Genomic DNA, 22,846 nt, shown 5'->3' with positions numbered 1-22,846 from the left:
CATGGTGCTGACGATGCAGCCGATTTTGATCTCTGTACCGCCTGAAGGCAGTGAGTGGCGCTATGAGGTAAAGTATGACGGATTCCGCTGTCTTCTCCGCATAGACGAAAGCGGCGTTACATTAACCAGCAGAAACGGACAGACGCTGACGAATCAATTTCCGGAAATCACGGCTTTTGCGGCCCGGTGTTTTCAGCACATGAAAGACAAGTTTCCCATTACGCTTGACGGAGAGCTTGTCTATTTAATCAATCCGTACAGAGCGGATTTTGAGCATCTTCAAATCCGCGGTCGTTTAAAACGGACGGAAGCAATTGAAAGCACCGCTGATAGACGGCCGTGCCGCTTTCTGGCATTTGATCTCCTCGTTCTGGAAGGCGCCGGCACCGTCTCATTACCGTATGTGAAACGGAAACGCGCCCTTTCCAAACTGTTTAAAGAAGCAAATCTTCCCGCCTGCCCTCATCACTTAGCGGAAGAAGCGATTCAATACATTCCGGAGCACACTGACTTTGATGCGCTTTGGGACAAGGTCGTCCGCCATGACGGAGAAGGTATCGTAGCAAAAAGGGCTTCCAGCGGCTGGGCGGAAAATAAACGCTCTCCCGACTGGCAAAAGTATAAACATATGAAAACGGCACATGTGCTATTAACCGGGTTTAACCCGAAGAACGGGTATGTAACGGCCTCTGTTTTAAAAGACGGCACCGCCGTCCCGATCGCTTCCGTTTCCCACGGCATGCAGGCGGAAGAAAAAAACGCCGTCAGAACCATTATGGAGACCCACGGAAAAAAACAAAAAAGCGGCGAGTATACACTTGAGCCTTCTATCTGCATGACCGTGCAGTATTTAACCATATTGCAGGACACGCTGCGTGAAGTATCTTTTGTGTCTTTTCAGTTTGAAATGGATTGGACGGAATGCACGTATCAGCAGCTTATCCTTCACTCTAAAACGCTGCCGCCGAAGCTGCAGTTCACAAGCCTGGATAAGATTGTTTTTAAAAAACGTGAAAAAACAAAAGCAGATTTCCTTAGTTATATGGTGAAAATGAGCGATTTTCTTATGCCCTTTCTTAAAGATCGGGCCGTCACGGTGATCCGTTATCCGCACGGCGCGCCTGGCGAATCTTTTTTTCAAAAAAACAAACCGGACTACACGCCGGACTTTGTCTCAAGCGTGTTTGACGGGAGCCACGAGCACATCGTATGCAGCAGCATACCGTCACTTTTATGGCTGGCTAATCAGCTGGCGCTTGAATTTCACGTTCCGTTTCAGACAGTGCATTCTGAAAGACCCGCAGAGATTGTCATTGACCTTGATCCTCCGTCAAGGAATGATTTTCCCATGGCAGTGGAGGCTGCGCATGTGCTGAAACAGCTGTTTGATTCATTCAGTATTACGTCATTCCCGAAGCTCTCCGGAAATAAAGGCATTCAGCTCTACATCCCGCTTTCACCGGAAGCATTCACCTATGAAGAAACCCGTGCGTTCACAATGCTCATCGCCGATTATTGCGTCAGGACGCGTCCGGATCTTTTTACGACAGAGCGGTTTATCAAAAACCGAAACGGCAGGCTCTACCTAGATTATTTGCAGCATGCCGAAGGGAAAACCATTATCGCCCCCTATTCGACCCGGGGCAACGAATTGGGAACGGTTGCGGCTCCCCTTTATTGGAGCGAAGTCAACTCCTCTTTAACACCTGATGATTATACGATCGATACAGTAGTGAACCGCGTCAGGACAGAGGGAGATCCGTTTTATGATTTTTACCGGAATCCGCAGGACGGCCCGCTTTCAATCGTGCTTGAGCAAATCAAGAGAAAGAGCTGACGCTTTTTGTCAGCTCTTTTCAGTCTGATACGTGCACATCAATTTTTCTTTGGAAATAAATAAATAGCAGGAGTAAGGAATGTTTTTGAGGGTGAGCTGTTTTGCAGTAAAGTATAAAATGGGAATATGGGCCGCTTTCTTAAACAGCCTGTAGCAGCCGCTGGACGGTTTTATCACATCAAAACCGAGTCTCGCCGCTCCTTTATGAAGCATTGTAATGCCGACGACTCCCTTAATCTCGTCTTTCCGTTTATGCTGGTTAATATAATCCGCTAAATGAGGCATGGATTGATATACCTTCTGATATAGCATAATCCCCCTTCTGACCGCGCTTTCAATAGGCTGCAGCTCTTTCAGGAGTTTGACATTATGAAGATGAATCTTAACTAACACGTCGTTTTTTTTAATTCTGGTTCCGTCGCTCAGGATGACTTCTTTTCCTTTATATCTAGTCAAACGGACGCGGAATACATTCGATTGCCGTTTATCAATCAGCGTCAGCCGGGTAAAGAAGAAATAAAGCGGATCAAGTAAGTACCATATAGACAGCAGACAGCTTCTCACATGTTCACCTTCTTTATATTCAAAGCACCCTCATATTTTGGCATGGGGCATGTCACATTATGATTGGTAAATAATGATGCCGACCTGTATCAGCTTATGCAAAAACCGCTTCAGGCTCTACTGTCCGGAACAGAAAAAAAACACTCTTCGTGAAGAAGAGTGTCTGTATCCGCTTTCTTTTAACGGAAAAGCAAATGCTGGCTGTGAATTCCCGCTTTTTTCAGTAGGGCTATCAGCTGTTCCTGTTCCTCAGGCATAAGTCCTGAAAACGCTCTCGCAATTCTCAATGAATGAATCGGATAAATTTTATCCAAATACTCGTTTCCCTTATCAGTTAAATGGGCGTAAACAGAACGTTTGTCCTTCGGGTCTTGTTCTCTGACCAAAAACCCGTTTCTTTCAAGCTTGTCGATGACATAGGTGACATTCCCGCTGACAAGCAAAAGACGCGACCCGATTTGCTGAAGCTTTTGCGGTCCTCTCGTATAGAGCAGCTCCAAAACGGCAAATTCAGTCGGATTAAAACCGTGTTCTTTACTGTCTCGGATGCTGTGTTCAGACACACTCTTGAAAGCCCTTGCAAAAACTTTGTACAAATTCATCGAACGCATCACTTCTTCTTCGTTAAATGATAATCTCATCATATCTACCCCGTATTTAAGATTTTTATAAAAAAATAATGTAAACCCTTACAATTCATAAGAGTCGTTCTTTGTTTTATATTCTATTCGTGCCGTTTTTCAGAATTCCTTCTTTTTTATATAAAAAAATACCCTTATACATCATTTAATTTGTATAAGGGTTCCGTTCTTTATAGGGAATGTTCCGAAAAAAATACGCGTATTCCTTTCTCAGCTCCGTAATTGTCATGGAATTGAGTATTTCTTTCGTATAGACTCCGATCTGCAGAAGCTTTTTGGAATAATGGTTTCTCTCTTTGTCCAATGCATTTTGAAGCAAACGACTCATGGCGCCCTCCTTTGTTTTCCGTTATTCTATGATCAGAATAACGCTTTTATATCAAAGATGTATAAAGCCATTGTAAAACTTCTGTAGATTATGATGTTTTTCGGTAAAGTCCGTTCTGGACGGCTCTGAGCAGCGGAAAAGCGTGTTCCCCGGCAAGCTGCATGAACGCCTCCAGCATTTCATCGCGTTTCATATCTAATTCAATGATTTCTTTTGCCAGCGAAACCGCTTTTTCTTTCTCCATTCCTATCCTTCCTCCTCATTGTGTCTGTACAGTAAGCATAAAACGGGGCACAGAACCATGCATTAACCTTGTCAATTTTTCTGCCGCTTTTTTTCTAAAATTTTCTATTCCGCGTCAGAAAACCTGACAAGCGTCAGGTTTTTTCTCTTTTTTTCTTATATAATATGAGTAAAAGACATCCAGGGGTGGAAAAATGACGACAGACGAACAATCTTACAAAGATAAAAAAGTAATCTCGATCGGCATTGTAAGCGAATTAACCGGATTGTCAGTCAGACAGATCAGATACTATGAAGAACGGAAATTAATCTACCCGCAGCGTTCATCACGGGGAACGAGAAAGTATTCCTTCGCGGACGTTGAGCGGCTGATGGATATTGCCAACAAGCGGGAAGACGGCGTGCAGACGGCTGAGATTTTAAAAGACATGCGAAAAAAAGAACAGGCTCTCAAAAACGACCCGCAGCTCCGCAAAAAAATGCTGGAAGGACAGCTTAATGCTCATTTTAAGTATAAAAACCGCTGATCAAAAAAGTCCGCCTCCTGTGAGACGGACTTTTTTTATAAAGCATGAAGAAATGCAGTTGCAATGCCGAAATAAATTAATAAGGACAAAATATCGTTCAGCGTCGTAATCAGCGGTCCTGATGCAATCGCCGGGTCAATGTTCAGTTTATGAAGAATAATAGGGACGATCGTTCCGGCCATCGTACCGATAATCAACGTTGCAAGCAGCGATGAACCGACGACAAAACCGAGCGTTAAGTCTTTCTGCCAGACGGTTGCGACAATCGTAATCGCGATCGCACAGACGATGCCGATATAGATACCGGTTCTTAGTTCACGGAAAATCAGTTTAAAGATGGTTTTTTTATTCATTTCTTCTTTAGCCAGTCCTCTGATGACGACGGCGAGTGACTGTGTGCCTGTATTACCCGTCGTTCCCGCGATCATCGGCATGAAAAACGCGAGGGCGACGACTTTTTGCAATGTATCTTCAAAATAATTCAGAATGCTTCCGGAAATCAATCCGATAAACAAAAGCAGAATGAGCCACGGCAAACGGCGGTACGCCGCAACGTACGCTTTCGTATCAAATGTAATCGCCTTACCGGAGGCTGCGAATTTTTCGTAATCTTCATCGGCTTCTTTAATCACGACGTCAATAATATCATCGACAGTGACAATACCGACAAGCACATGATTTTCTTCCACGATGGGAATGGCTAAAAAGTCATACCGCTGGATCAGCCGGGCGACTTCTTCCTGGTCTTGGAGCACCCCGGCCGAGATGACACGCGTAAACATGAGATCCTGCACTTTATCCTCAGGCTCGCCGAGAATTAAATCTCTGTATGAGAGCACTCCGACAAGCTGCTTGCTGTCATTAATCACGTACAAATAATTTATTGATTCTGCGATTTCTGCAAAGCTTTTCAGCTTCACGACCGCATCTTTTACTGTATAATGCTGCGGAATCCAGACGAAGCGGTTCGTCATCATCCGGCCCGCCGATTCTTGCGGATAGTTCATCAAAAGCTGTACGGCCTTTGATTCCTCAGCCTCCATGCTGGATAAAAGCTGTTCTTTCAGTTCTTCATCCATCTCTTCCAGCAATGCGGCGAGATCGTCGTTATCCATTTTATTCATTGCGAGAGTGGCTTTCGTTTTACCGACTTTATGCAAAACGGCAAGCTGAAATTCCCGCTCCAGCTCTCCGATCATATCGGTGATGTCATCAACCGTCATATATGACAGATAGCGGGCCCGGTGCTTTTCCGGCATTTCTTTAAACAAAAATGCCATGTCATAGGGCTGAAGCTCATCTATCATGTTTCGGAATTCTTTTATTTTTCCGTCCCGCAATAAAATGATAATGCGTAATATGAGTTCGTCATAGGTCATGTTTTGGACCATCGGGACTCGTACCTCCTTTACGGAGACGCGCCGTCCGTCAAGGGAAGTGCGGCGGTTTGTCTCCTCATCATGTCGTCACTGGTTATCTGGCTGTATATGGGTACTTCTTCTGACATACTCGAATGGGGAGAATCCATACTCCGCACCTCCTTATCATGCTCAGTCGTGTACGTTTTGAGGCATAAAAAAAACCTTCTGATATGAAGGCGAAAACAAGCACGGCAAATAAACGTGCGGGGCCTCCAATCGTAGAGCTTTAGCACTGTATGGCATAGGACAGCCATCCAGCTGCGTTAAGAATCACCTTATGTCGATGATTCCTGTTGACCCATTGGCGTCTTTGGACATTTTTGGGCAGCAGCGTATCTCCATACAGGAGCCTCACCTAACGAAGTTCTTATTTGAATTGACACACTGAGATTACAGAAAAAAAAGGAATGTGTCAACCTTAAATTTGTGATTTCAGCACATGCCTATAAAATAAACGGAATAAAGGCATAAAGCCCTTATTCCGGCAAATCGCTTTCATCCTCTTCTGAAAGGAAATGATAGGATTCATGCAGCATGAGGGCGTACTCCCCTTCTTTTGTCGGATGCGGTACATACTCAGCCTCGTTGATATACTGCTCTTCCCTTTTCTTCATATGACAGACCTCCTGTTCAATTTTAGATTGTCCAAAAGAAGACCCGTTATCATAGGAAAAAAATCACTTGCGGAGCGGGACATGCAGCTATATTTTTCGGATCGTGAAAAAGTTCCTAAGCAGCCACGGGCCCGGTTTGAAACCGAGCGTTAATTGCCACGCGCCGATCGCCTGCAGTCCGAACTCCCGAACGAGAACCATTTTTTCACTCATGCTCCGTACATCCTCAAACCACACTTCATGCGTTCTTCCATTTTCATCAGTATACCGGAAGTAAGGGGAACGCTCCTGCTGAGAATAACGGATCACTGATTGATGCTTCATGGCCGTTTCCATGGCGCGCTGATTGGAGATTGCGGATCCGATCGTTCCCGGACGGTACGGAATCACCCAATCATACCCGTACAGCGGAACACCGAGAATCACTTTTCTTCTCGGCACCCTGCTGATAGCAAAATTGATCGTTTGCCTGACCTCTGTCAAAGGCGCCACGGGTCCCGGCTCACTGCCGGCGTGGTGCCAGTCGTACGCCATAATGAACATATAATCGACGACAGCTCCGATTCCGCCGTAATCATATCCCCTCAGCCACGGCACTGCATCACTTGTTTTCGCCGGAACCGATATCGTTAACGCGAGGTGATGCTCTGAAAGCCGGGTTTTTAACTGCCGGAGAAATCCTGTGAAGAGGTCCCTGTCAGCTTCTCTGACCCGTTCAAAATCGATATTTACTCCGCCGTATCCCTTTCTTACGGTTAAGGAGACGATATTGTTGACGAGATTCGTTCTTGCCGTCGGATTTTGCAGCACTTGATGGGCTAATTCCGGACTGAATCCCCCTTCTGTCAGATTCGTAATGACGGCAAGCGGGCGCACTCTGTTCTGCCATGTGGTTTCTATTGCGGTTCTGTCGTTTAAATCGTTAATGATATCTCCGTTCGGGCCAAAATGATATTCAAACAAAGAAATCGCCGAAGAATACGGCGCAAAATCATTAATTAACTCTCTATCCGCTTCAGGCGTCCGAATGACATAAAATTGCAGGGTCCCCGCAAGATAGTTAGAGATATCAGGGATCTTCACTTTCATACCCGCCCGCAGCCGGTTCGGCGGAATATCCGGGTTTGCTTGCATCAGCTGCATCTGCGGCACATAAGCCTTACCTGCGATAACGGCATACGTATCATTCGGCTGAACCGTATATTCATTAAGAGGGATTAAAAGCGCCTGCCCCGGAACGATATTCGTTTCCTCAAGCCCGTTGACGCTTCTGATGCTGTCAACAGGGTATCCGTACTTTCTGCTGATGGAAAATAACGAGTCGCCAGACTGCACTGTATGAACAAACATAGATGTCCTCCGTTTCCTTTTGATCAAAAGGGCTCTACTTATCTTTATGAATGATCTTCCGGTCCGATTCCAAACTCTGTTCGGAGAAAGGCTGTTTACAAATCAGACATGATCAACTATGATGATGTCATCATAAAAAACTGTATAGGAAACGCACTAGGGGTGCTGTTATCGGCTGAGATAAAACATGCGGCAGGCGTGTTTTGATCCCTTATAACCCGATCTGGATAATACCAGCGTGGGGAAGTGCAGATTGACCGGAGCGCAGGGTTTTTCCCCATGCGTTTTCGTTCTGCTGCTGCATATTCCCTCGGATATGCAGTTTTTTATTTTTCATTAAAAAACGGGGGAGGACACAGCAATATGAAACTGAATATAAACCGCCTGTAAAATCAACTCTTTCATACATACGACTATCCGATAAGAAAGCAGGAGATCACAATGAAAAATTGGAAAATGAGAGAAATTGTTGTCATGTCCGTCATCAGTGTTGTATTTGCTGTCATTTATTTAGTATCAACTCATGCAAGCAATATAGCGGCAGGATTTTTCGGCCGGATGAGCTACGAACCGATTTACGGTATCTGGTTTATCGTCTCGGTGATTGCCGCGTACATTATTCAAAAACCGGGAGCTGCTCTCGTTTCTGAAATCATCGCCGCGTTTGTGGAGTGCTTACTCGGAAATCCGTCAGGACCGATGGTGATTCTGATCGGGATCGCACAGGGAATCGGTGCGGAAGCGGTCTTTTTTGCGACACGCTGGCGCATTTATACCCTGCCCGTGCTTCTTTTATCCGGTATGGGGTCTTCTGTGACAAGCTTCATTTATGACTTGTTCGTCTCGGGATACTCTGTTTTGAATCCGGGTTTATTAGCCGTCATGCTTCTCATCCGTCTGGTCTCAGGTGCGCTTCTTGCCGGCCTTCTCGGCAAAGCAATCAGTGATGCGCTGGCTTACACAGGGGTGCTGAACGGCATGGCGCTCGGAAAACAATTCAAGAAGAAAAAGAAACAGGTGAACCAAGATGCAGGCATCTGAACCCCTTCTATCGGCCGGCCGTCTTACCTTTTCTTATGATCAGAATGAAAAGCCGATTCTTCAAAACGTGTCCTTTCAGCTCCGCAAAGGAGAGCGGGCTTTATTGCTCGGGCCGAGCGGATGCGGCAAAAGCTCGCTCGCTCTTTGTTTAAACGGTCTGTACCCGGAAGCATGCGATGGGGTTCAATCGGGAACCGTTTCTTTATACGGAACACCTCTTTCACATCTGACAGAACCCGCCGCCAGATCCATCGGCGTCGTGTTTCAAGATCCGGACCAGCAGTTTTGCATGCTGACGGTTGAAGATGAAATCGCCTTCGGCCTGGAAAATTTGCAATATACAAAAGAAGATATGGACGCAATCATCGATGACGTTTTAGAAAAATTAGAGATCACTCATCTGAAAACGCGAACGATCGCTTCGCTGTCAGGCGGTTCAAAACAAAAAGTGGCGCTTGCCTGTATCATTGCGATGGAACCGGAACTCATTATTTTGGACGAACCGACGGCACAGCTTGATCCATATTCCGCACGTGAATTAGTGCGTCTGATCAAAGATCTTCAAGCAAAAAAAGGCTTCGGCCTTCTCGTTATCGAACATCAGCTTGATCATTGGGCGCCGTGGATGGACAGGACGATTGTCCTTGACGAAACGGGTCAGAAGGTGATGGACGGAGAAACGGACATTATCTTTGAAACAAAGATTGAAGAGCTGATGCAGCTCGGCATTCCGATTCCGCGTGTGATCTCATTGCAGGAGCACGTCAGCATTCCTTTTACATTGTGTAAAGAAAAGCTGTTTCACGAACCTGTACCATCTCTGCCCGAATCCCGGCGCGCCGCTCTTTCGGCAGAAGACGCGCTGAGCGTTCACGAGCTGTCATTCTCAAGAGGAGCAGATGTCATTTTTCAGGATGTGAGCTTTTCCGTAAAAAAAGGTTCAATCACCGCGATTGCCGGCCCTAACGGAACAGGAAAATCCACGCTCCTTTCTGCCGCGGCCAAGCTCATCCGTCCGCTGGGCGGAGACATCAAAATAGACGGCAGACCGATTGATTCCTATTCTGAAAAAGAGCTGCGGCGGCTGATCGGATATGTTTTCCAAAATCCTGAACACCAGTTTGTCACAGATTCCGTCATTCAAGAGCTGATGTTCGGTTTTGAAAGCAGCAGAGCCGCACAGGAGAAAGCTCTTCAGCTGTTAACCCGATTCGGCCTGAGACGCCATGCCTCACAGCATCCGTTTTCTTTAAGCCAAGGACAAAAACGCCGGCTCAGCGTCGCGACGATGCTTATGCACAATGTGAACGTTTTGATGCTTGATGAACCGACTTTCGGACAGGATGCCAAAACGGCGCGGGAGTGTATGCAAATGCTCCGTGAGATTCAAAAGGAAGGAACGGCTGTTTTAATGGTGACACACGATATGGAACTCGTCTCAGATTATGCTGACACGATCCTTGTGCTCTGCGGCACGAAACTGGTATTCCGGGGAACTCCCGACGCTTTGTTTTCTGATAACACCGGGATCGCCGAGCAGGCGCATTTGGCTTTGCCGCTGCGGTATGAATGGATGAAACACGACAGGAGGCGGAGAAATGAACTTGCGGCTGGAGGCTGTTAACCCGTCAATAAAGGCGGCGGCTGTATTGTTATGCGTCATTATGCTGTCGTTTATTTATAATCCGTACACCCCTGCTTTGTTTTATATCATCATAGCGGGAGGCGTCCTCTCGGCGGGGCGTGTGCCGCTGAAAAAATGGCTGCTGTTCACGATTCCGTTTGTCATTCTGGCCTTCGGTTCTTTATGGACAGCCGCCGTATTCGGAAACATCCCGACAACCGGAAGCAACCTGCTGTTTAAGCTCGGGCCGATTGCCGTCAACAGTGATAACGCGGCGCTCGGGATTTCTATCGCGTTTCGTATTTTATGTTTTTCCGCTTTGTCGATGATGTTTCTTTTCACAACCGATCCGATTCTGTTCATGCTCAGTCTGATTCAGCAGTGTAAGCTGCCGCCCAAGCTTGCATACGGCGTTATCGCGGGGTTCCGGTTTCTCCCTCTTCTGAAAGATGAAATCCTGATCATCCGGCAGGCGCACAGAATCAGGGGCGCGGCGTCTGATTCCGGGCTGAAAGGAAAGCTCTCCGCCGTCAGGCGCTTCACCATTCCGCTATTGGCAGGCGCAATCAGAAAGGCGGAACGCACGGCGATCGCGATGGAATCTAAAGGCTTTACGGGGAGCCGAAACCGCACGTTTTACAGAACTGTTACTGTGCGCCGCGCCGACTGGTGCTTTTTCCTGCTCGTGCTTCTGTTATTCGGCGCAAGCTGGCTCATTTCATTGTTGTTTATATAAAAACAGGCCGCCGGAGTGATTCGGCAGCCTGTTTTGTTATGTATGTTATTGATGATAATTGAGAGCCTGAGCGAGATTGGACTTGATCGTAATATCTGAGAAATTAATGCCGAGCTGTACGGCGGTCTGAGCCATTTCCGGCCTGATTCCGGATAAAGTGGACGTGACGCCGATCAGGTTCAGCGCCTCAATTAATTTAAAAATCTGATGCGCCACCATCGTATCGACAACCACTACACCCGACAAGTCAATAAACAGATGTTCAATCAGCCGTTTGGCACATGTGCTCAGCGTATTTTCAAGAATGAATTTGGCGCGCTCCGTGTCAATATCGCCGACAAGCGGCAGCAGCGCCGTCCGTTTGCTCAGCGTGATAACCGGCGAGCTTAACTCCAAAATCATTTCTCTTTGCGCGTTCAGCTGCATTTTCGAGTTATGCTCGGCATGATCGACAAACGTGTAAATCGTAAAATCAAATACTTGTACAATTAAATTCTCCCATTTCTTCCTTTCTCCCTGTGCAAACGAAGATTCATGTTTATCGGCAAACGCATCATAATAACTGATGTATAGTCTCCGGTTTCTCATGAATTCACGGACCACATACTGGACGGGTGTATCCAGATGCTTCTGGTCTTTCGCGAGCTCAATCACCCACCGCTCGAACTCTTCTAAAAATTCTTTTTGCGGCATAATATACATTTTATTAATATGCCGGTAAAATTCTTTATCCTGCTCCGTCAGTTCTTCTGTGATGACGGGATTTGTCAAAGAATAAATCGAATTCGGATCCGAATCTTCCATCGTTTCGATCCACTCTTTCGCAATTTGATCCACTTGTTCTGAAAAATAGTTGTATAATGCTTCACTTATCTTCATATCTCTTCTCCTTTCCCATTTCCAATTATAGCGTCAGCGGGTCATGAATGAAAATGAAAGCTGTCAAACTATCCATATATTTGAAATTTTTTAGTACGATAGATTACGCCTTTTTTATGAAAATGCTTCAAATGACTCTTTCCGGCCGGCATGCTCTGCCATAAAATAGTAGCAACACCCTTGTATCCACTCGCAAGCATAAAAAAGGAGGGCTTTTTTATGAATGGTGAAATGCATTTGATTCCTTATGTCACGGATGAACAGATCATGGATGTGAACGAGCTTCCTGAGGGGATTAAAGTGATTAAGGCGCCAGAGTTGTGGGCAAAAGGGTTTAAAGGCAAGGATATTAAAATCGCGGTGCTTGACACAGGCTGCGACATCAATCATCCTGATTTGAAAGACCGGATTGTCGGCGGGAAAAACTTCACCGATGATGACGGAGGCAAAGAAGACGCGGTTTCCGATTATAACGGACACGGGACACACGTTTCCGGAACGATTGCCGCCAATGATTCAAACGGCGGAATTTCGGGTGTCGCGCCGGAAGCAAGCCTTTTAATCGTTAAAGTTCTCGGCGGTCAAAACGGCAGCGGCAAATACGAATGGATCATTAACGGCATCAACTACGCCGTTGAACAAAAGGCCGATATCATTTCCATGTCACTCGGCGGGCCAAGCGATGTGCCTGAATTGAAAGAAGCCGTCACAAATGCGGTAAAAAGCGGTGTTCTGGTCGTTTGCGCAGCAGGAAACGAAGGCGACGGAGACGAGCGTACAGAGGAATTGTCGTATCCGGCCGCTTACAACGAAGTGATCGCAGTCGGATCAGTCTCAATCGCCCGTAAATCGTCTGAATTTTCAAACGCAAATAAAGAGATTGACCTGGTGGCTCCGGGAGAAAATATTCTCTCCACCCTTCCCAACCATAAATACGGGAAGCTGACGGGCACTTCAATGGCCGCCCCGCATGTGAGCGGAGCGCTTGCCTTAATAAAAGGGCTTGAACAGGACGCGTTTCAGCGGACGCTTTCTGAGGCTGAAGTCTACGCCCAGCTCGTGCGGCGGACCCTTCCTTTGGACATCTCCAAAACATTGGCCGGGAACGGATTTCTGTATTTAGACGCGCCTGAAGTGCTGATGGAAAGAGCCGAACAGGCCCAGCTGCTGTCTTTCTGATATTTTTCTCGTATAATGATTAATCAGCTTGTCATATCACCAATTTTTAAATTGTGAGATTTTCTATTGACAGTGATCTGAATAAGCTGATAAGATAACCAACAAATGATGTAACTTTTCAAAAAAATTGAAATATTTTCTCTTATCGAGAGTTGGGCGAGGGATTGGCCTTTTGACCCCAACAGCAACCGACCGTAATTCCATTGTGAAATGGGGCGCGTGATTTTTGCGCCGAGACGATTGTCTCATAAGGCACGGTGCTAATTCCATCAGACGTGATCTGAGAGATAAGAGAGGCTTGCATTTTGAAGTTAAAGCCTCTTTCTCTCTTGAGAAAGAGGCTTTTTTGTTACATCTCACTTAAAGGAGGAAACTTAATGACAACAATCAAAACTTCGAACCTCGGTTTTCCGAGAATCGGCTTGAACAGAGAATGGAAAAAAGCGCTTGAGGCTTATTGGAAAGGTAACACTGATAAAGAAACGTTTCTTAAAGAGCTTGACGGTTTATTCTTATCAGCTGTCAAAACACAGCTTGACCAACATATCGATATCGTGCCGGTCTCTGATTTCACCCATTATGACCATGTGCTTGATACAGCCGTCAGCTTTAACTGGATTCCGGAAAGATTCCGCAGCATCACGGATCCCGTTGATACATACTTTGCGATTGCCCGCGGTGTAAAAGACGCCGTTTCCAGTGAAATGACGAAATGGTTCAATACCAACTACCATTACATCGTTCCTGAATATGACGAAAGCATTGAATTCCGTCTGACGAGAAACAAACAGCTTGACGACTACCGCCGGATCAAAGAAGAATTCGGAGCGGAAACAAAACCTGTCATCGTCGGTCCGTACACATTCGTCACACTTGCGAAAGGATACGAAGAATCAGAAGCGAAAGCGATTCAAAAGCGCCTTGTTCCTCTTTATGTGCAGCTGCTGAAAGAGCTTGAAGCAGAAGGCGTCAAATGGGTTCAGATTGATGAGCCTGCCCTTGTGACAGCTTCTTCTGAAGATGTCCGCGCCGCCAAAGACCTCTATGAGGCGATCACAAAAGAGCTTTCAGGACTGAATGTCCTCCTGCAGACATACTTCGATTCGGTTGATGCATATGAAGAACTCGTTTCTTATCCTGTACAGGGAATCGGGCTTGACTTCGTACATGATAAAGGCAGAAACCTTGAGCAGCTGAAAAAGCACGGCTTCCCGAAAGATAAAGTACTGGCAGCCGGTGTGGTCGACGGCCGGAACATTTGGAAAATCGATGTTGAAGAACGCCTTGACGCGGCTTTGGATATCCTCAGCCACGCTGATGTTGAGGAGTTATGGATTCAGCCTTCAAGCAGCCTTCTGCACGTGCCGGTGGCGAAACACCCTGACGAGCATCTTGAAAAGGATTTGCTGAACGGCCTGTCATACGCTAAAGAAAAACTGGCGGAACTCGGCGTCTTAAAAGAAGGGCTTCTGTCCGGAAAAGCGGCCGTCGGTGAGCAGATCGAAGAATCAAAAGCGGCACTTAAGGCTTTAAAAGCATTCGCAACAGGAGCGAACTCAGCTCAAAAAGAAGAGCTGAATCAGCTGACGGAAAAAGATTTCTCCCGTCCGGCAAGCTTTGAAGAACGATTGGCGCTGCAGAATGAATCACTCGGTCTCCCCCTTCTGCCGACGACGACAATCGGAAGTTTCCCTCAATCTGCAGAGGTGCGGAGCGCACGGCAAAAATGGCGCAAAAAAGATTGGACTGATGAACAGTACCAAGCCTTTATTAATGCGGAAACGAAGCGCTGGGTTGACATTCAGGAAGAAATCGGCTTAGACGTGCTCGTTCACGGAGAATTTGAGCGTACGGACATGGTCGAATACTTCGGTGAAAAACTGGCCGGATTCGCCTTTACGAAATATGCATGGGTGCAGTCTTACGGTTCACGCTGCGTACGTCCGCCTGTCATTTTCGGAGATGTCGAATTTATCGAACCGATGACGGTAAAAGATACGGTCTACGCCCAATCGCTGACGGAAAAACACATGAAAGGCATGCTGACGGGACCTGTCACCATCTTAAACTGGTCATTCCCGCGTGTGGATATTTCAAGAAAAGAAATCGCCTTCCAGATCGGGCTTGCCCTCAGAAAAGAAGTAAAAGCGCTTGAAGATGCCGGTATTCAGATTATCCAAGTGGATGAACCCGCGCTCCGCGAAGGACTGCCGTTAAAAACGCAGGATTGGGATGAATATTTAACTTGGGCCGCAGAAGCATTCCGGTTAACGACGTCTTCTGTGCAAAATGAGACGCAGATTCATACGCATATGTGTTACAGCAACTTTGAAGATATCGTAGATACGATCAATGATCTTGACGCGGATGTCATTACAATCGAACACAGCCGAAGCCACGGAGGATTTTTAGAATACTTGAAAGAACATCCTTACGTGAAAGGCCTCGGACTCGGTGTATACGACATTCACAGCCCGCGTGTGCCGGCAACTGAAGAAATCTATCAAATTATTGATGACGCGCTTGAAGTGTGTCCGACTGACCGCTTCTGGGTAAACCCGGACTGCGGACTGAAAACAAGACAGCAGGAAGAAACCGTTGCGGCATTAAAAAATATGGTCGACGCCGCGAAACAGGCACGAAAAAAACAAGCTCAGCTTGTATAAAAAAAACAGCCATCCGCAAATCGCGGGTGGCTGTTTTTTCTGGGCGTGCTACTTATTCTTCAGCGCTTCTGCAAGTTCATATAATGAATCATACTGCTTAATTTGATAGCCCCGCCCTTCTTTTTGCAAATGCCCTTTTTGGCAGAATTGCGTCAGCACATGCAAGAGATGACGGTAAGATACACCCAAATAATCACAGACCGTTACGTGCTTCTCTTTATAAACCCCTTCATAAGCCGTCTGCAAAATAAAATCAGCCAGCCGGTTTTCAAGCGGGAACGCCAGACTTTGTGAATATTTCGAAGCCATAAGCGTTGCCTTAGCACTTAAAAACTTAGCCAACTCACGCAGGAATTTCGCATCCTGCAGCAATTGCGCGCGGCAGCGGTAAATAGGCAGAGCAAAACAAACAGTCTTCGCTGAGGCTTGAATTCCTTTTGTGTAATACACTTCATGTAATAGTTCCATCTCTCCGATGTAATCATTTTTGTTGATAAAATTAATTAAAGAAACTTTCCCGTTTTGATGGGTTACATATATTTTCGCTTTTCCTTCAATCACGTAAAACAGGAAGTCAGGCCTCCTGCCCTCTTGAATAATCCATTCGTCCCGCTCATATTCGCGCACTTCCATAAACTCTTCAGCGGGGAAAGAGAATAAATGCGCGATTGAGTGTTTTTCTAACTGATGTCTCTTTTTCTCGCCTTTATAAATTTCCATCGTCCACCCCAAAAATATGAGATATCTCATATTGTCTTTATGTCCTTACATGATAACATGCCAATTAAAGGAGGAACGGGAATGAAAGCATATCGCTGGATGAGTCTGCATTTTTTTAGTTTTTTTATGACATGGGGTGTTTTTCTGCCCTATTGGACGGGATGGATGGTGCATATAAAAGGGGTTTCCGTATCCGAAGCCAGTTTCATTATGAGCCTGGGCTTGGCGGCAAGAGGGATTTCCACATTATTTTTCTTCCCTTATTTATCAGGAAAATTCAGCAGCAAAGCCTTATTAAACGGCGCCAGAATCGGGACGCTTCTCGCACTTTTATGTTATATTCCCGCTGATTCTTTTCAAAGCCTGCTTCTTGTCACATTAGTGCTGCATGTGTTTTACCCTGCTTTAATGCCTGCTTTAGACAGCGCTTGCGGCGTCCTTGTACAGCATAACGAATTAAAGGCTTATGGGACAAGCCGCCAGTGGGGGTCCGCGGGTTTTGTTTCAGCCGGCGTCATCCTGTCCGTCTTTACAGGTATATTCGGAGATCAAGCGATTTTATGGGCACTGCTTTTGGGCACCCTGATATTCGCATGCCTCAGCTTTATGCATGCGCCAGCTGTTCTTTCAAAACGGCCGGAAACAGACCGCGCAAGAAAAGAGGGCATGTTTGCCTTATTCCGCATCAAATATTTCGGTCTGGTGCTTGCAATCGTTATCTTACTGCAGGCGGCACATGCATCTTACTACAATTACGGTTATCTCTTTTTGAAGGAAATCGATACGCCCGCATATGCCATCGGAATCATCATCAACATCGCCGTTATCGCGGAGATTATCTTCTTTGCAATCGCTGACCGATACTTTCATCAATTTACGGCAGGCTCTTTGCTCGCCCTGGCGGCGCTTGGTGCTACCGTACGCTGGATACTCGTATTTGCCTTTCCGCATGTCATCATTTTCTGTATTGCGCAGACGCTGCATGCCTGTTCATTCGCGATGGGACACTATGCATTTATGAAATACTTAATTAAAAATATTTCACCCGCGCAAATCCCGAAAGCCCAAGGCATATATTCAGCGCTTGCTCTCAGCTGGAGCACTGCGGTATTTACTATTTTCGGAGGTTTTTTATATGAAATTGAACCCCGGTATGCCTTTATCGGAATGATTGTTTGTACGATCCCATCCATGCTACTCGCCCTTGTATACAGAAAACTTGAAATGAAAAAGAGAGTTTTTGCAGGAAACGCACAAGATATATAGCCATCGCTTTATAGACGATCACATGTCCCGCTGTCATTTTGACCGATTTGCGAATGCTGTGCGATGTATTTTCTCTATATTTAAAGTATTTCCTTCATATATGATGAATTTAATGAAGGGAATTCGTTCAGAAACTTGGACAGAGTCAGTGAATATACTGATACAGTACTGCTTACGCTTATTTCGGGGAACTTTGTTCGTAATAAAATGATTTTCAGCCAACTCATAAGGAGGGACATTGTGTCACAGCCTAATTTGCCTAATATCACCCCTGTCGTTACACTTTCCAGAGACGATACCATTAACCTTCTTCTTTCGTCAATTGCAATGGAAGAGCTGGGAATGGCACATATTCTGAATGCGGAAGGGGAAAAAATCCAATACGCGCTCGGAACGATTCCCGGATTAACAGGGCCCCCGGCAAGTCTCACGGATATTCTGAACCTGAATGAGAGCGTCCGTGATACGCTTGACAGCTTAATGAAACAGGAGCTTCTTCTCGGTTCAAAATTGGACAGTATCTCAAATATCCCTACACTGGCGGGACCGACTGGTGCTACGGGGCCGACAGGACCAGCCGGCGGGCCCGCAGGACCTACGGGAGCAATCGGACCGGCCGGAGCGACAGGGCCAACCGGACCGACGGGGGTCACCGGTGCGGGTCTTCAAGGGATTGTTGCTTTTAATCCGCTGATCGCCCCCACTTACACAACCGGACAGGTTGTCTTGTATAACGGCAGCTCTTACGTCGCAAACGTAAACAGCCCGGCGGGAACCCCTGGAGCCTCAGCTGACTATACACTTTTAGCTGCGGCGGGAAGCACCGGCGCTACTGGCGGCACCGGACCAACCGGAATCACCGGCGCTACTGGCGGCATCGGACCGACCGGGATCACCGGAACAAGTCTGACAGCAACTTCCGGCTATGCGAGCAATACGGGCGGCGGTGTTGTCGCAGTTATTGCCGGCGGCACGACCATTTCCTTACCGAATGAACAAAACCTTTCGGCAGATATTACGGCTAATGCCGCAAATACCATATTTACCGTTGCTCCGGCAGGACGGTACTATATTTCCTACCATATTAATTTAACGGCCGGCCTGCTTGTAAGTTCGCGTATTTTAATCAACGGCACTCCTCCTGCAAGTTCGATTATCGCCCCGGTCGCGTCTTTGGCAAACTTTAATAACTCCTTTATTGTGACTTTGCCAGCAGGCAGCACCATCCAGCTTCAGCTGTTCGGATTATTGGGTGCGGTCACATTGCTCGGAGGAAGCGCCGGTGCAGCTTTAAACATTATTCGATTATCTTAATGGAACATGCAAAAAAAGGATCAGGCGTTTGTCCGCTGATCCTTTTTTAATTGAGACAGAAGCTCTTGTGCGGGTTTGTATTGAGGATTGAACTTCACCGATTTTTTGGCGTAGGCGATGGCCGTCATATCATGGTTTAATGCAGCATGGCATTTCGCCATATAATAAAAAGCTCTGAAATCGGCGGCACCTTTTAAAATGAAGTGATCAGCGTTTTCTCCTTCAACCTGCGTTCCGTTTTCAAATGCTTTGATTGCCGCTCTGTACTTTTCCAAATGATATAATACAAGGCCTTTATAATAATGAAGATTGCTGTAATCAGGATATAGCTTGAGCACTTTTTCAATCCCTTGTTCGGCTTCTTCATACCGTTTGAGCTCAAGCAATATTGTATATTTCAAATAATACAGGAGAGACGGAGGCATTCGTTTTTCGCTTAAAAATTGAAAAATTGAGCCGTTGACAAGATGTAATGATTTTTCATAGTCTTTTATTCTGTAGCATTCACTTGCCAAATGATAGACAAGCCACGGATCAGGATTTTCCTCTGAAAGCTCTTCATTTAAAATGCTGATATTCCGTTTATGTTTTTGCTTGATCTTTTCTTCCTGCTCCAAGTAGCCGTAGTGATGAATCACACATGGGAGCGTGAAAAAAGCATTGTTTTCTTCCTCATTGGGAGCCGAGATATTCTCGTGAATTCTGCCTTGATACAGAAGGCCTTTATGATTGCGGAACAGTCTCGGCTGCATGCTTTCAAACGCTTCGTTTTCATCGAGCTGCTTCCCCGTATAATTGATGATTTTCAAAAGCCCCCGGCTCGGTAATCCGTCATGAAGCAGCGAAGTTAAAAAGCGGCCCGTCTCCTGATCGAGCTCTTCATCCGCGTCAAGCACTAAAATCCAATCTCCTTCGGCATGCTGCAGGGCGTAATTTCTGGCCTTTGCGAAATCATTCTCCCATTTGAATTCAAATACTCTTGCCTGAAAGCTTTTGCATATATCTTTTGTATTATCTTGTGATCCGGTGTCTGCGATGACGATCTCATCAACGATATCTTGTACACTTGATAAACAACGGGAGATGTATCTCTCCTCGTTTTTCACAATCATGCAAAGAGTCAGTTTACATTCAGCATTTCCGCTCATTTTCTCACCTTTCCCGATTTTGGAGTTGTTGATTGAACCAAGGCCGTTCAGGAGTGCCGTTCATCGTTATGATGACAGGCCGCACCCATCTGACGGCAGGTTCGGCAGTTTCCGCATCCCATTCCTGAAGCTGCCTGACAGCCCGCTTCGTAATGGGATGCGCCCGGAATTCGCGTGGGCTTTCAAAAATGAATTTTTTCGTTCGTTCCGTCACTGTCTTCATTTCAAGAAAGTGCCGCTCATACATCTGCTTCTGCTCTTCTTCCAAGCTGATCATTAAAAACAGACGGCCGCCTGTTTCCATCTGCCAGCGGCACAATGCGGAGAACAGCCTGATTTCTTCTTTGTAATTTGAACCCCTTCTTTTATCCACGGTCACAGATAATATATGTAACAGCGCAATCGTGAGACAATGCATGGCTTCAAAAGATGCCTGTTTCGCTTTTGAAATGCTTGGATACGGCATATGCTTCACCCGTCTCTTTTTTTATGAACGCTCCCCGCCTTTTTTCTTCCAACCGCAGTCCTCACAATCCCCGCACTCACAGCAGCCAATGCGGCCGTAAAACAGGCCGTCACACGGATCTTCCGGATCACTGGGATCGTCTGGATTCCACGGGTCATCAGGATCGCCCGGATCACTCGGATTACTTGGGTCGTCCGGATTCCACGGGTCATCGGGATCGCCCGGATCACTCGGATTACTTGGGTCGTCCGGATTCCACGGGTCATCAGGATCGCCCGGAATACTCGGATTACTTGGGTCGTCCCGGTCCATACAGGCTTCAGAATCCTGTAAGAAGATAATGTCCTCAAGCTTCGTCTGCAAAAGGAGTTGTGATTTCATGACGGTGCGCAGGAGCCGTTCAGTGCTTCTATTGATTGATGACAATTCCTCCAAGGAGGGATCGCCGGAAGCGCCGAGAAACATTTGAATCCTTTCCGCTTCCGCCTGCAGAATATGGGATAGTCCGATTTCTTCCATAGCCACGGATGAAAGAAGGAGGTTCAGGGTCTCACATCTGGAGAGTGTAATGTCGGGGGTGATGTTCGGTATGTTTGGAAGAGACATCGATTTCTCCCTCTTTTCTCTTGGTGTCGTTATGCAAAAGTGTTATATCGTATTCTTATTCCGGGAGAGAAGAGATCATTACTGATGTTTTCGTTAATAAAATATCCCGGATATAAAATCCGGGATATTCGTTCATTGATTTATTTTAATTCAAGTTTGACGTCTACATTTCCTCTTGTTGCTTTTGAATACGGACAGAACTCGTGAGCGGCGTGCACAAGCTTCTCCGCCGTTTCTTTGTCAAGATCTTTTGTATCAATGACGAGCGTTACGCCGATTTTGTAACCTCCGTCACTCTCATCTTTTAAAAGGCTGACCTGTCCTTCAATTTCAGAGGTCATGTCGATTTTTTGTTTTTGGGCGGCGAGCTCAAGCGCTCCCCCGAAGCAGGCAGCATATCCTGCCGCAAAGAGCTGTTCAGGGTTTGTGCCGGTTTCTCCGTCTTTTTTTGCATTCGGCATGATGATGTCAAAATCCAGCACCCCGTCTTCGGATTTAATATGTCCTGCCCGTCCGCCGACTGCGGTCGCTTTTGAAGTAAATAATGCCATTATTATCAGCCTCCTCATTGTACTTACTGTATATATTGCCCCTGCTCATATTTTTAAACATGAGGAATAGGAAATGGGCCGGTTTTCAGCTACAATAGGGGTAACGTTAACAAACAAAGAGTTGGTGAAAGAAGTAATGGCAGAAAAAGATTTTGAACATATGAAACTGGAGAATCAGCTTTGTTTTTTGCTGTACGCAAGCTCAAGGGAAATGACGAAACGGTACAAACCGCTGCTTGATAAGCTCAACGTAACTTATCCCCAGTATTTGGCGCTGCTTTTATTATGGGAGCACGAGGAACTGAATGTGAAACGGATGGGTGAGCTTTTGTACCTGGATTCCGGAACGCTGACACCGATGCTGAAACGGATGGAGCAGCACGGAATCATCATGAGAAAGCGATCGGCTGAAGACGAGCGATCCGTGACGATCAGGCTCACAGATGAAGGACGGGCCTTGCAGAAAACAGCGGCGGATATTCCCATTGCCATGCTGGAACAGACGGGACGGTCAAAAGAGGAATTAAAGCAGTTAAAGCAGTCGCTTTATGAGGTTTTGAATACGCTGCACGGCAAAAAATAAGGATGCCCCGAATGGGCATCCTTATTTTTATTCTGCTGCCAGAAGCTTCACTTCAATATTTCCCGCTGTCGCTTTTGAATACGGACAGACACCGTGCGCTTTTTGGATAAGGGCTTCAAGCTCCTGTTTATCAATGCCGGATGCTTTGACCTCAAGCGTAACGCCTAGTTTATATCCTTGGTCTGCTTCATCTTTCAGCAGACTAACATGCGCAGTGACCTCTGTTTCAATACTCAGACGCTCTTTTCTTGCTACGAGCTGAAGAGCGCTGTCAAAGCAGGCTGAATATCCTGCGGCAAATAGCTGTTCAGGGTTTGTAGCATGCTCGAGCTTTTTTGCTCTTGGCGTTCCCGGCATGGCAACATCAAGATTCAGCACTCCGTCAGAAGACGTGACTTTCCCTTCACGTCCGCCGGCGGCTGATACGGTTGCAGTAAATAATGGTTTTGTCATGTAAATTCACCTCTATTATATTGTGTGCAATTTAATATTACACAATATAATAGAGGGCGTCAATCTTTCCGCATAAAAAAAGCCTACCC

Annotated in this window: 24 protein-coding genes and 3 riboswitches; of the genes, 10 read left to right on the top strand and 14 right to left on the bottom strand. The window is 46.3% G+C overall.

What is annotated here, in order from left to right; all coding sequences use genetic code 11:
* The first annotated feature begins 1 nt into the window (after position 1).
* Entirely contained in the window at positions 2–1,837 is a 1,836-nt protein-coding gene (locus HWY38_RS07820; RefSeq protein ID WP_224181607.1) for a DNA ligase D, read from the top strand.
* A gap of 9 nt (positions 1,838–1,846) precedes the next feature.
* Here HWY38_RS07820 and HWY38_RS07815 read toward each other — a convergent pair whose 3' ends face one another.
* The 4 genes from HWY38_RS07815 to HWY38_RS07800 form a co-directional block, all read right to left on the bottom strand.
* Positions 1,847–2,401 (bottom strand): YkoP family protein, encoded by a 555-nt coding sequence (locus HWY38_RS07815; RefSeq protein WP_007407215.1) that lies wholly within the window; start codon positions 2,399–2,401, stop codon positions 1,847–1,849.
* Positions 2,402–2,580: 179 nt separating this feature from the next.
* On the bottom strand, positions 2,581–3,045 hold the full coding sequence (locus HWY38_RS07810) for a MarR family winged helix-turn-helix transcriptional regulator (RefSeq protein WP_007610911.1): 465 nt from the start codon (positions 3,043–3,045) through the stop codon (positions 2,581–2,583).
* Between the two features lie 142 nt (positions 3,046–3,187).
* The gene (locus HWY38_RS07805; protein WP_003154731.1) at positions 3,188–3,370 is read right to left on the bottom strand and encodes a Fur-regulated basic protein FbpA; all 183 of its coding nucleotides are present in this window, start codon (positions 3,368–3,370) and stop codon (positions 3,188–3,190) included.
* An 88-nt stretch (positions 3,371–3,458) separates the two neighbouring features.
* Positions 3,459–3,614, bottom strand: a complete 156-nt coding sequence (locus HWY38_RS07800) for a hypothetical protein (RefSeq protein ID WP_003154733.1) — start codon at positions 3,612–3,614, stop codon at positions 3,459–3,461.
* A 193-nt stretch (positions 3,615–3,807) separates the two neighbouring features.
* On the opposite strand from HWY38_RS07800, the gene tnrA reads away from it, so the two are divergent.
* Complete coding sequence (gene tnrA, locus HWY38_RS07795; RefSeq protein ID WP_003154734.1) at positions 3,808–4,140, top strand: MerR family transcriptional regulator TnrA; 333 nt, start codon at positions 3,808–3,810, stop codon at positions 4,138–4,140.
* A 35-nt stretch (positions 4,141–4,175) separates the two neighbouring features.
* On the opposite strand, the gene mgtE is transcribed toward tnrA, so the two are convergent.
* From mgtE to HWY38_RS07780, 3 genes are all read right to left on the bottom strand, one after another.
* A complete protein-coding gene (mgtE, locus tag HWY38_RS07790) occupies positions 4,176–5,531 on the bottom strand; it encodes a magnesium transporter (RefSeq protein ID WP_012117400.1) in 1,356 nt (451 codons plus the stop codon).
* A gap of 234 nt (positions 5,532–5,765) precedes the next feature.
* Positions 5,766–5,931: riboswitch (M-box (ykoK) riboswitch) on the bottom strand.
* A gap of 106 nt (positions 5,932–6,037) precedes the next feature.
* Positions 6,038–6,175, bottom strand: a complete 138-nt coding sequence (locus tag HWY38_RS07785; RefSeq protein WP_003154740.1) for a transcriptional regulator SplA domain-containing protein — start codon at positions 6,173–6,175, stop codon at positions 6,038–6,040.
* A gap of 87 nt (positions 6,176–6,262) precedes the next feature.
* Complete coding sequence (locus HWY38_RS07780; protein WP_007610909.1) at positions 6,263–7,525, bottom strand: glycoside hydrolase family 18 protein; 1,263 nt, start codon at positions 7,523–7,525, stop codon at positions 6,263–6,265.
* 148 nt (positions 7,526–7,673) lie between these two features.
* A riboswitch (TPP riboswitch) is annotated at positions 7,674–7,787 on the top strand.
* A gap of 179 nt (positions 7,788–7,966) precedes the next feature.
* Between HWY38_RS07780 and HWY38_RS07775 the strand changes: the two genes are divergently transcribed.
* The 3 genes from HWY38_RS07775 to HWY38_RS07765 are packed head-to-tail and all read left to right on the top strand — an operon-like array spanning position 7,967 to position 10,926.
* Positions 7,967–8,566, top strand: a complete 600-nt coding sequence (locus HWY38_RS07775; RefSeq protein ID WP_007610905.1) for an ECF transporter S component — start codon at positions 7,967–7,969, stop codon at positions 8,564–8,566.
* A complete protein-coding gene (locus tag HWY38_RS07770; protein ID WP_224181606.1) occupies positions 8,553–10,190 on the top strand; it encodes an ABC transporter ATP-binding protein in 1,638 nt (545 codons plus the stop codon). The genes HWY38_RS07775 and HWY38_RS07770 overlap by 14 nt, the downstream gene beginning before the upstream one ends.
* On the top strand, positions 10,165–10,926 hold the full coding sequence (locus HWY38_RS07765) for an energy-coupling factor transporter transmembrane component T family protein (RefSeq protein WP_032874670.1): 762 nt from the start codon (positions 10,165–10,167) through the stop codon (positions 10,924–10,926). Before HWY38_RS07770 ends, HWY38_RS07765 begins: the two co-directional genes overlap by 26 nt.
* A 45-nt stretch (positions 10,927–10,971) precedes the next feature.
* Here the strand turns inward: HWY38_RS07765 and HWY38_RS07760 are convergent, their stop codons facing one another.
* Positions 10,972–11,805, bottom strand: a complete 834-nt coding sequence (locus HWY38_RS07760; RefSeq protein ID WP_224181605.1) for an STAS domain-containing protein — start codon at positions 11,803–11,805, stop codon at positions 10,972–10,974.
* 219 nt (positions 11,806–12,024) lie between these two features.
* Here HWY38_RS07760 and HWY38_RS07755 point away from each other — a divergent pair, with 219 nt between their 5' ends.
* Positions 12,025–12,984: a S8 family peptidase gene (locus HWY38_RS07755; protein ID WP_224181604.1), complete on the top strand. Its 960-nt coding sequence runs from the start codon at positions 12,025–12,027 to the stop codon at positions 12,982–12,984.
* Positions 12,985–13,123: 139 nt separating this feature from the next.
* Positions 13,124–13,278, top strand: a riboswitch (SAM riboswitch).
* A gap of 83 nt (positions 13,279–13,361) precedes the next feature.
* Entirely contained in the window at positions 13,362–15,650 is a 2,289-nt protein-coding gene (metE, locus tag HWY38_RS07750) for a 5-methyltetrahydropteroyltriglutamate--homocysteine S-methyltransferase (protein WP_224181603.1), read from the top strand.
* 48 nt (positions 15,651–15,698) lie between these two features.
* Here the strand turns inward: metE and yeiL are convergent, their stop codons facing one another.
* Positions 15,699–16,370, bottom strand: a complete 672-nt coding sequence (gene yeiL / locus HWY38_RS07745; protein ID WP_224181602.1) for a transcriptional regulator YeiL — start codon at positions 16,368–16,370, stop codon at positions 15,699–15,701.
* An 81-nt stretch (positions 16,371–16,451) separates the two neighbouring features.
* Here yeiL and HWY38_RS07740 point away from each other — a divergent pair, with 81 nt between their 5' ends.
* Entirely contained in the window at positions 16,452–17,636 is a 1,185-nt protein-coding gene (locus tag HWY38_RS07740; RefSeq protein WP_224181601.1) for an MFS transporter, read from the top strand.
* A gap of 240 nt (positions 17,637–17,876) precedes the next feature.
* The gene (locus tag HWY38_RS07735; RefSeq protein WP_224181600.1) at positions 17,877–18,950 is read left to right on the top strand and encodes a BclA C-terminal domain-containing protein; all 1,074 of its coding nucleotides are present in this window, start codon (positions 17,877–17,879) and stop codon (positions 18,948–18,950) included.
* Positions 18,951–18,970: 20 nt separating this feature from the next.
* Here the strand turns inward: HWY38_RS07735 and HWY38_RS07730 are convergent, their stop codons facing one another.
* The 4 genes from HWY38_RS07730 to HWY38_RS07715 form a co-directional block, all read right to left on the bottom strand.
* Positions 18,971–20,098: a glycosyltransferase gene (locus tag HWY38_RS07730; RefSeq protein WP_224181599.1), complete on the bottom strand. Its 1,128-nt coding sequence runs from the start codon at positions 20,096–20,098 to the stop codon at positions 18,971–18,973.
* Positions 20,099–20,102: 4 nt separating this feature from the next.
* Positions 20,103–20,564 (bottom strand): hypothetical protein, encoded by a 462-nt coding sequence (locus HWY38_RS07725; protein WP_032874655.1) that lies wholly within the window; start codon positions 20,562–20,564, stop codon positions 20,103–20,105.
* Between the two features lie 21 nt (positions 20,565–20,585).
* Positions 20,586–21,170: a hypothetical protein gene (locus tag HWY38_RS07720; RefSeq protein WP_224181598.1), complete on the bottom strand. Its 585-nt coding sequence runs from the start codon at positions 21,168–21,170 to the stop codon at positions 20,586–20,588.
* 140 nt (positions 21,171–21,310) lie between these two features.
* Positions 21,311–21,721, bottom strand: coding sequence for an organic hydroperoxide resistance protein (locus tag HWY38_RS07715; protein ID WP_003154758.1), 411 nt, complete (start codon positions 21,719–21,721; stop codon positions 21,311–21,313).
* A gap of 73 nt (positions 21,722–21,794) precedes the next feature.
* Here HWY38_RS07715 and HWY38_RS07710 point away from each other — a divergent pair, with 73 nt between their 5' ends.
* On the top strand, positions 21,795–22,304 hold the full coding sequence (locus HWY38_RS07710; protein ID WP_015417314.1) for a MarR family winged helix-turn-helix transcriptional regulator: 510 nt from the start codon (positions 21,795–21,797) through the stop codon (positions 22,302–22,304).
* A 27-nt stretch (positions 22,305–22,331) separates the two neighbouring features.
* On the opposite strand, the gene HWY38_RS07705 is transcribed toward HWY38_RS07710, so the two are convergent.
* Positions 22,332–22,757 carry an organic hydroperoxide resistance protein gene (locus HWY38_RS07705; protein ID WP_007610880.1) on the bottom strand — a complete coding sequence of 142 codons (426 nt, stop codon included), beginning with the start codon at positions 22,755–22,757 and terminating at the stop codon, positions 22,332–22,334.
* Positions 22,758–22,846 lie beyond the last annotated feature (89 nt).

Source organism: Bacillus sp. KS1 (assembly GCF_020075515.1).
Lineage (GTDB): Bacteria > Bacillota > Bacilli > Bacillales > Bacillaceae > Bacillus > Bacillus velezensis.
Note: the sequence above shows the minus strand (reverse complement) of the source record. Positions and strands in the feature narration are given on the sequence as shown.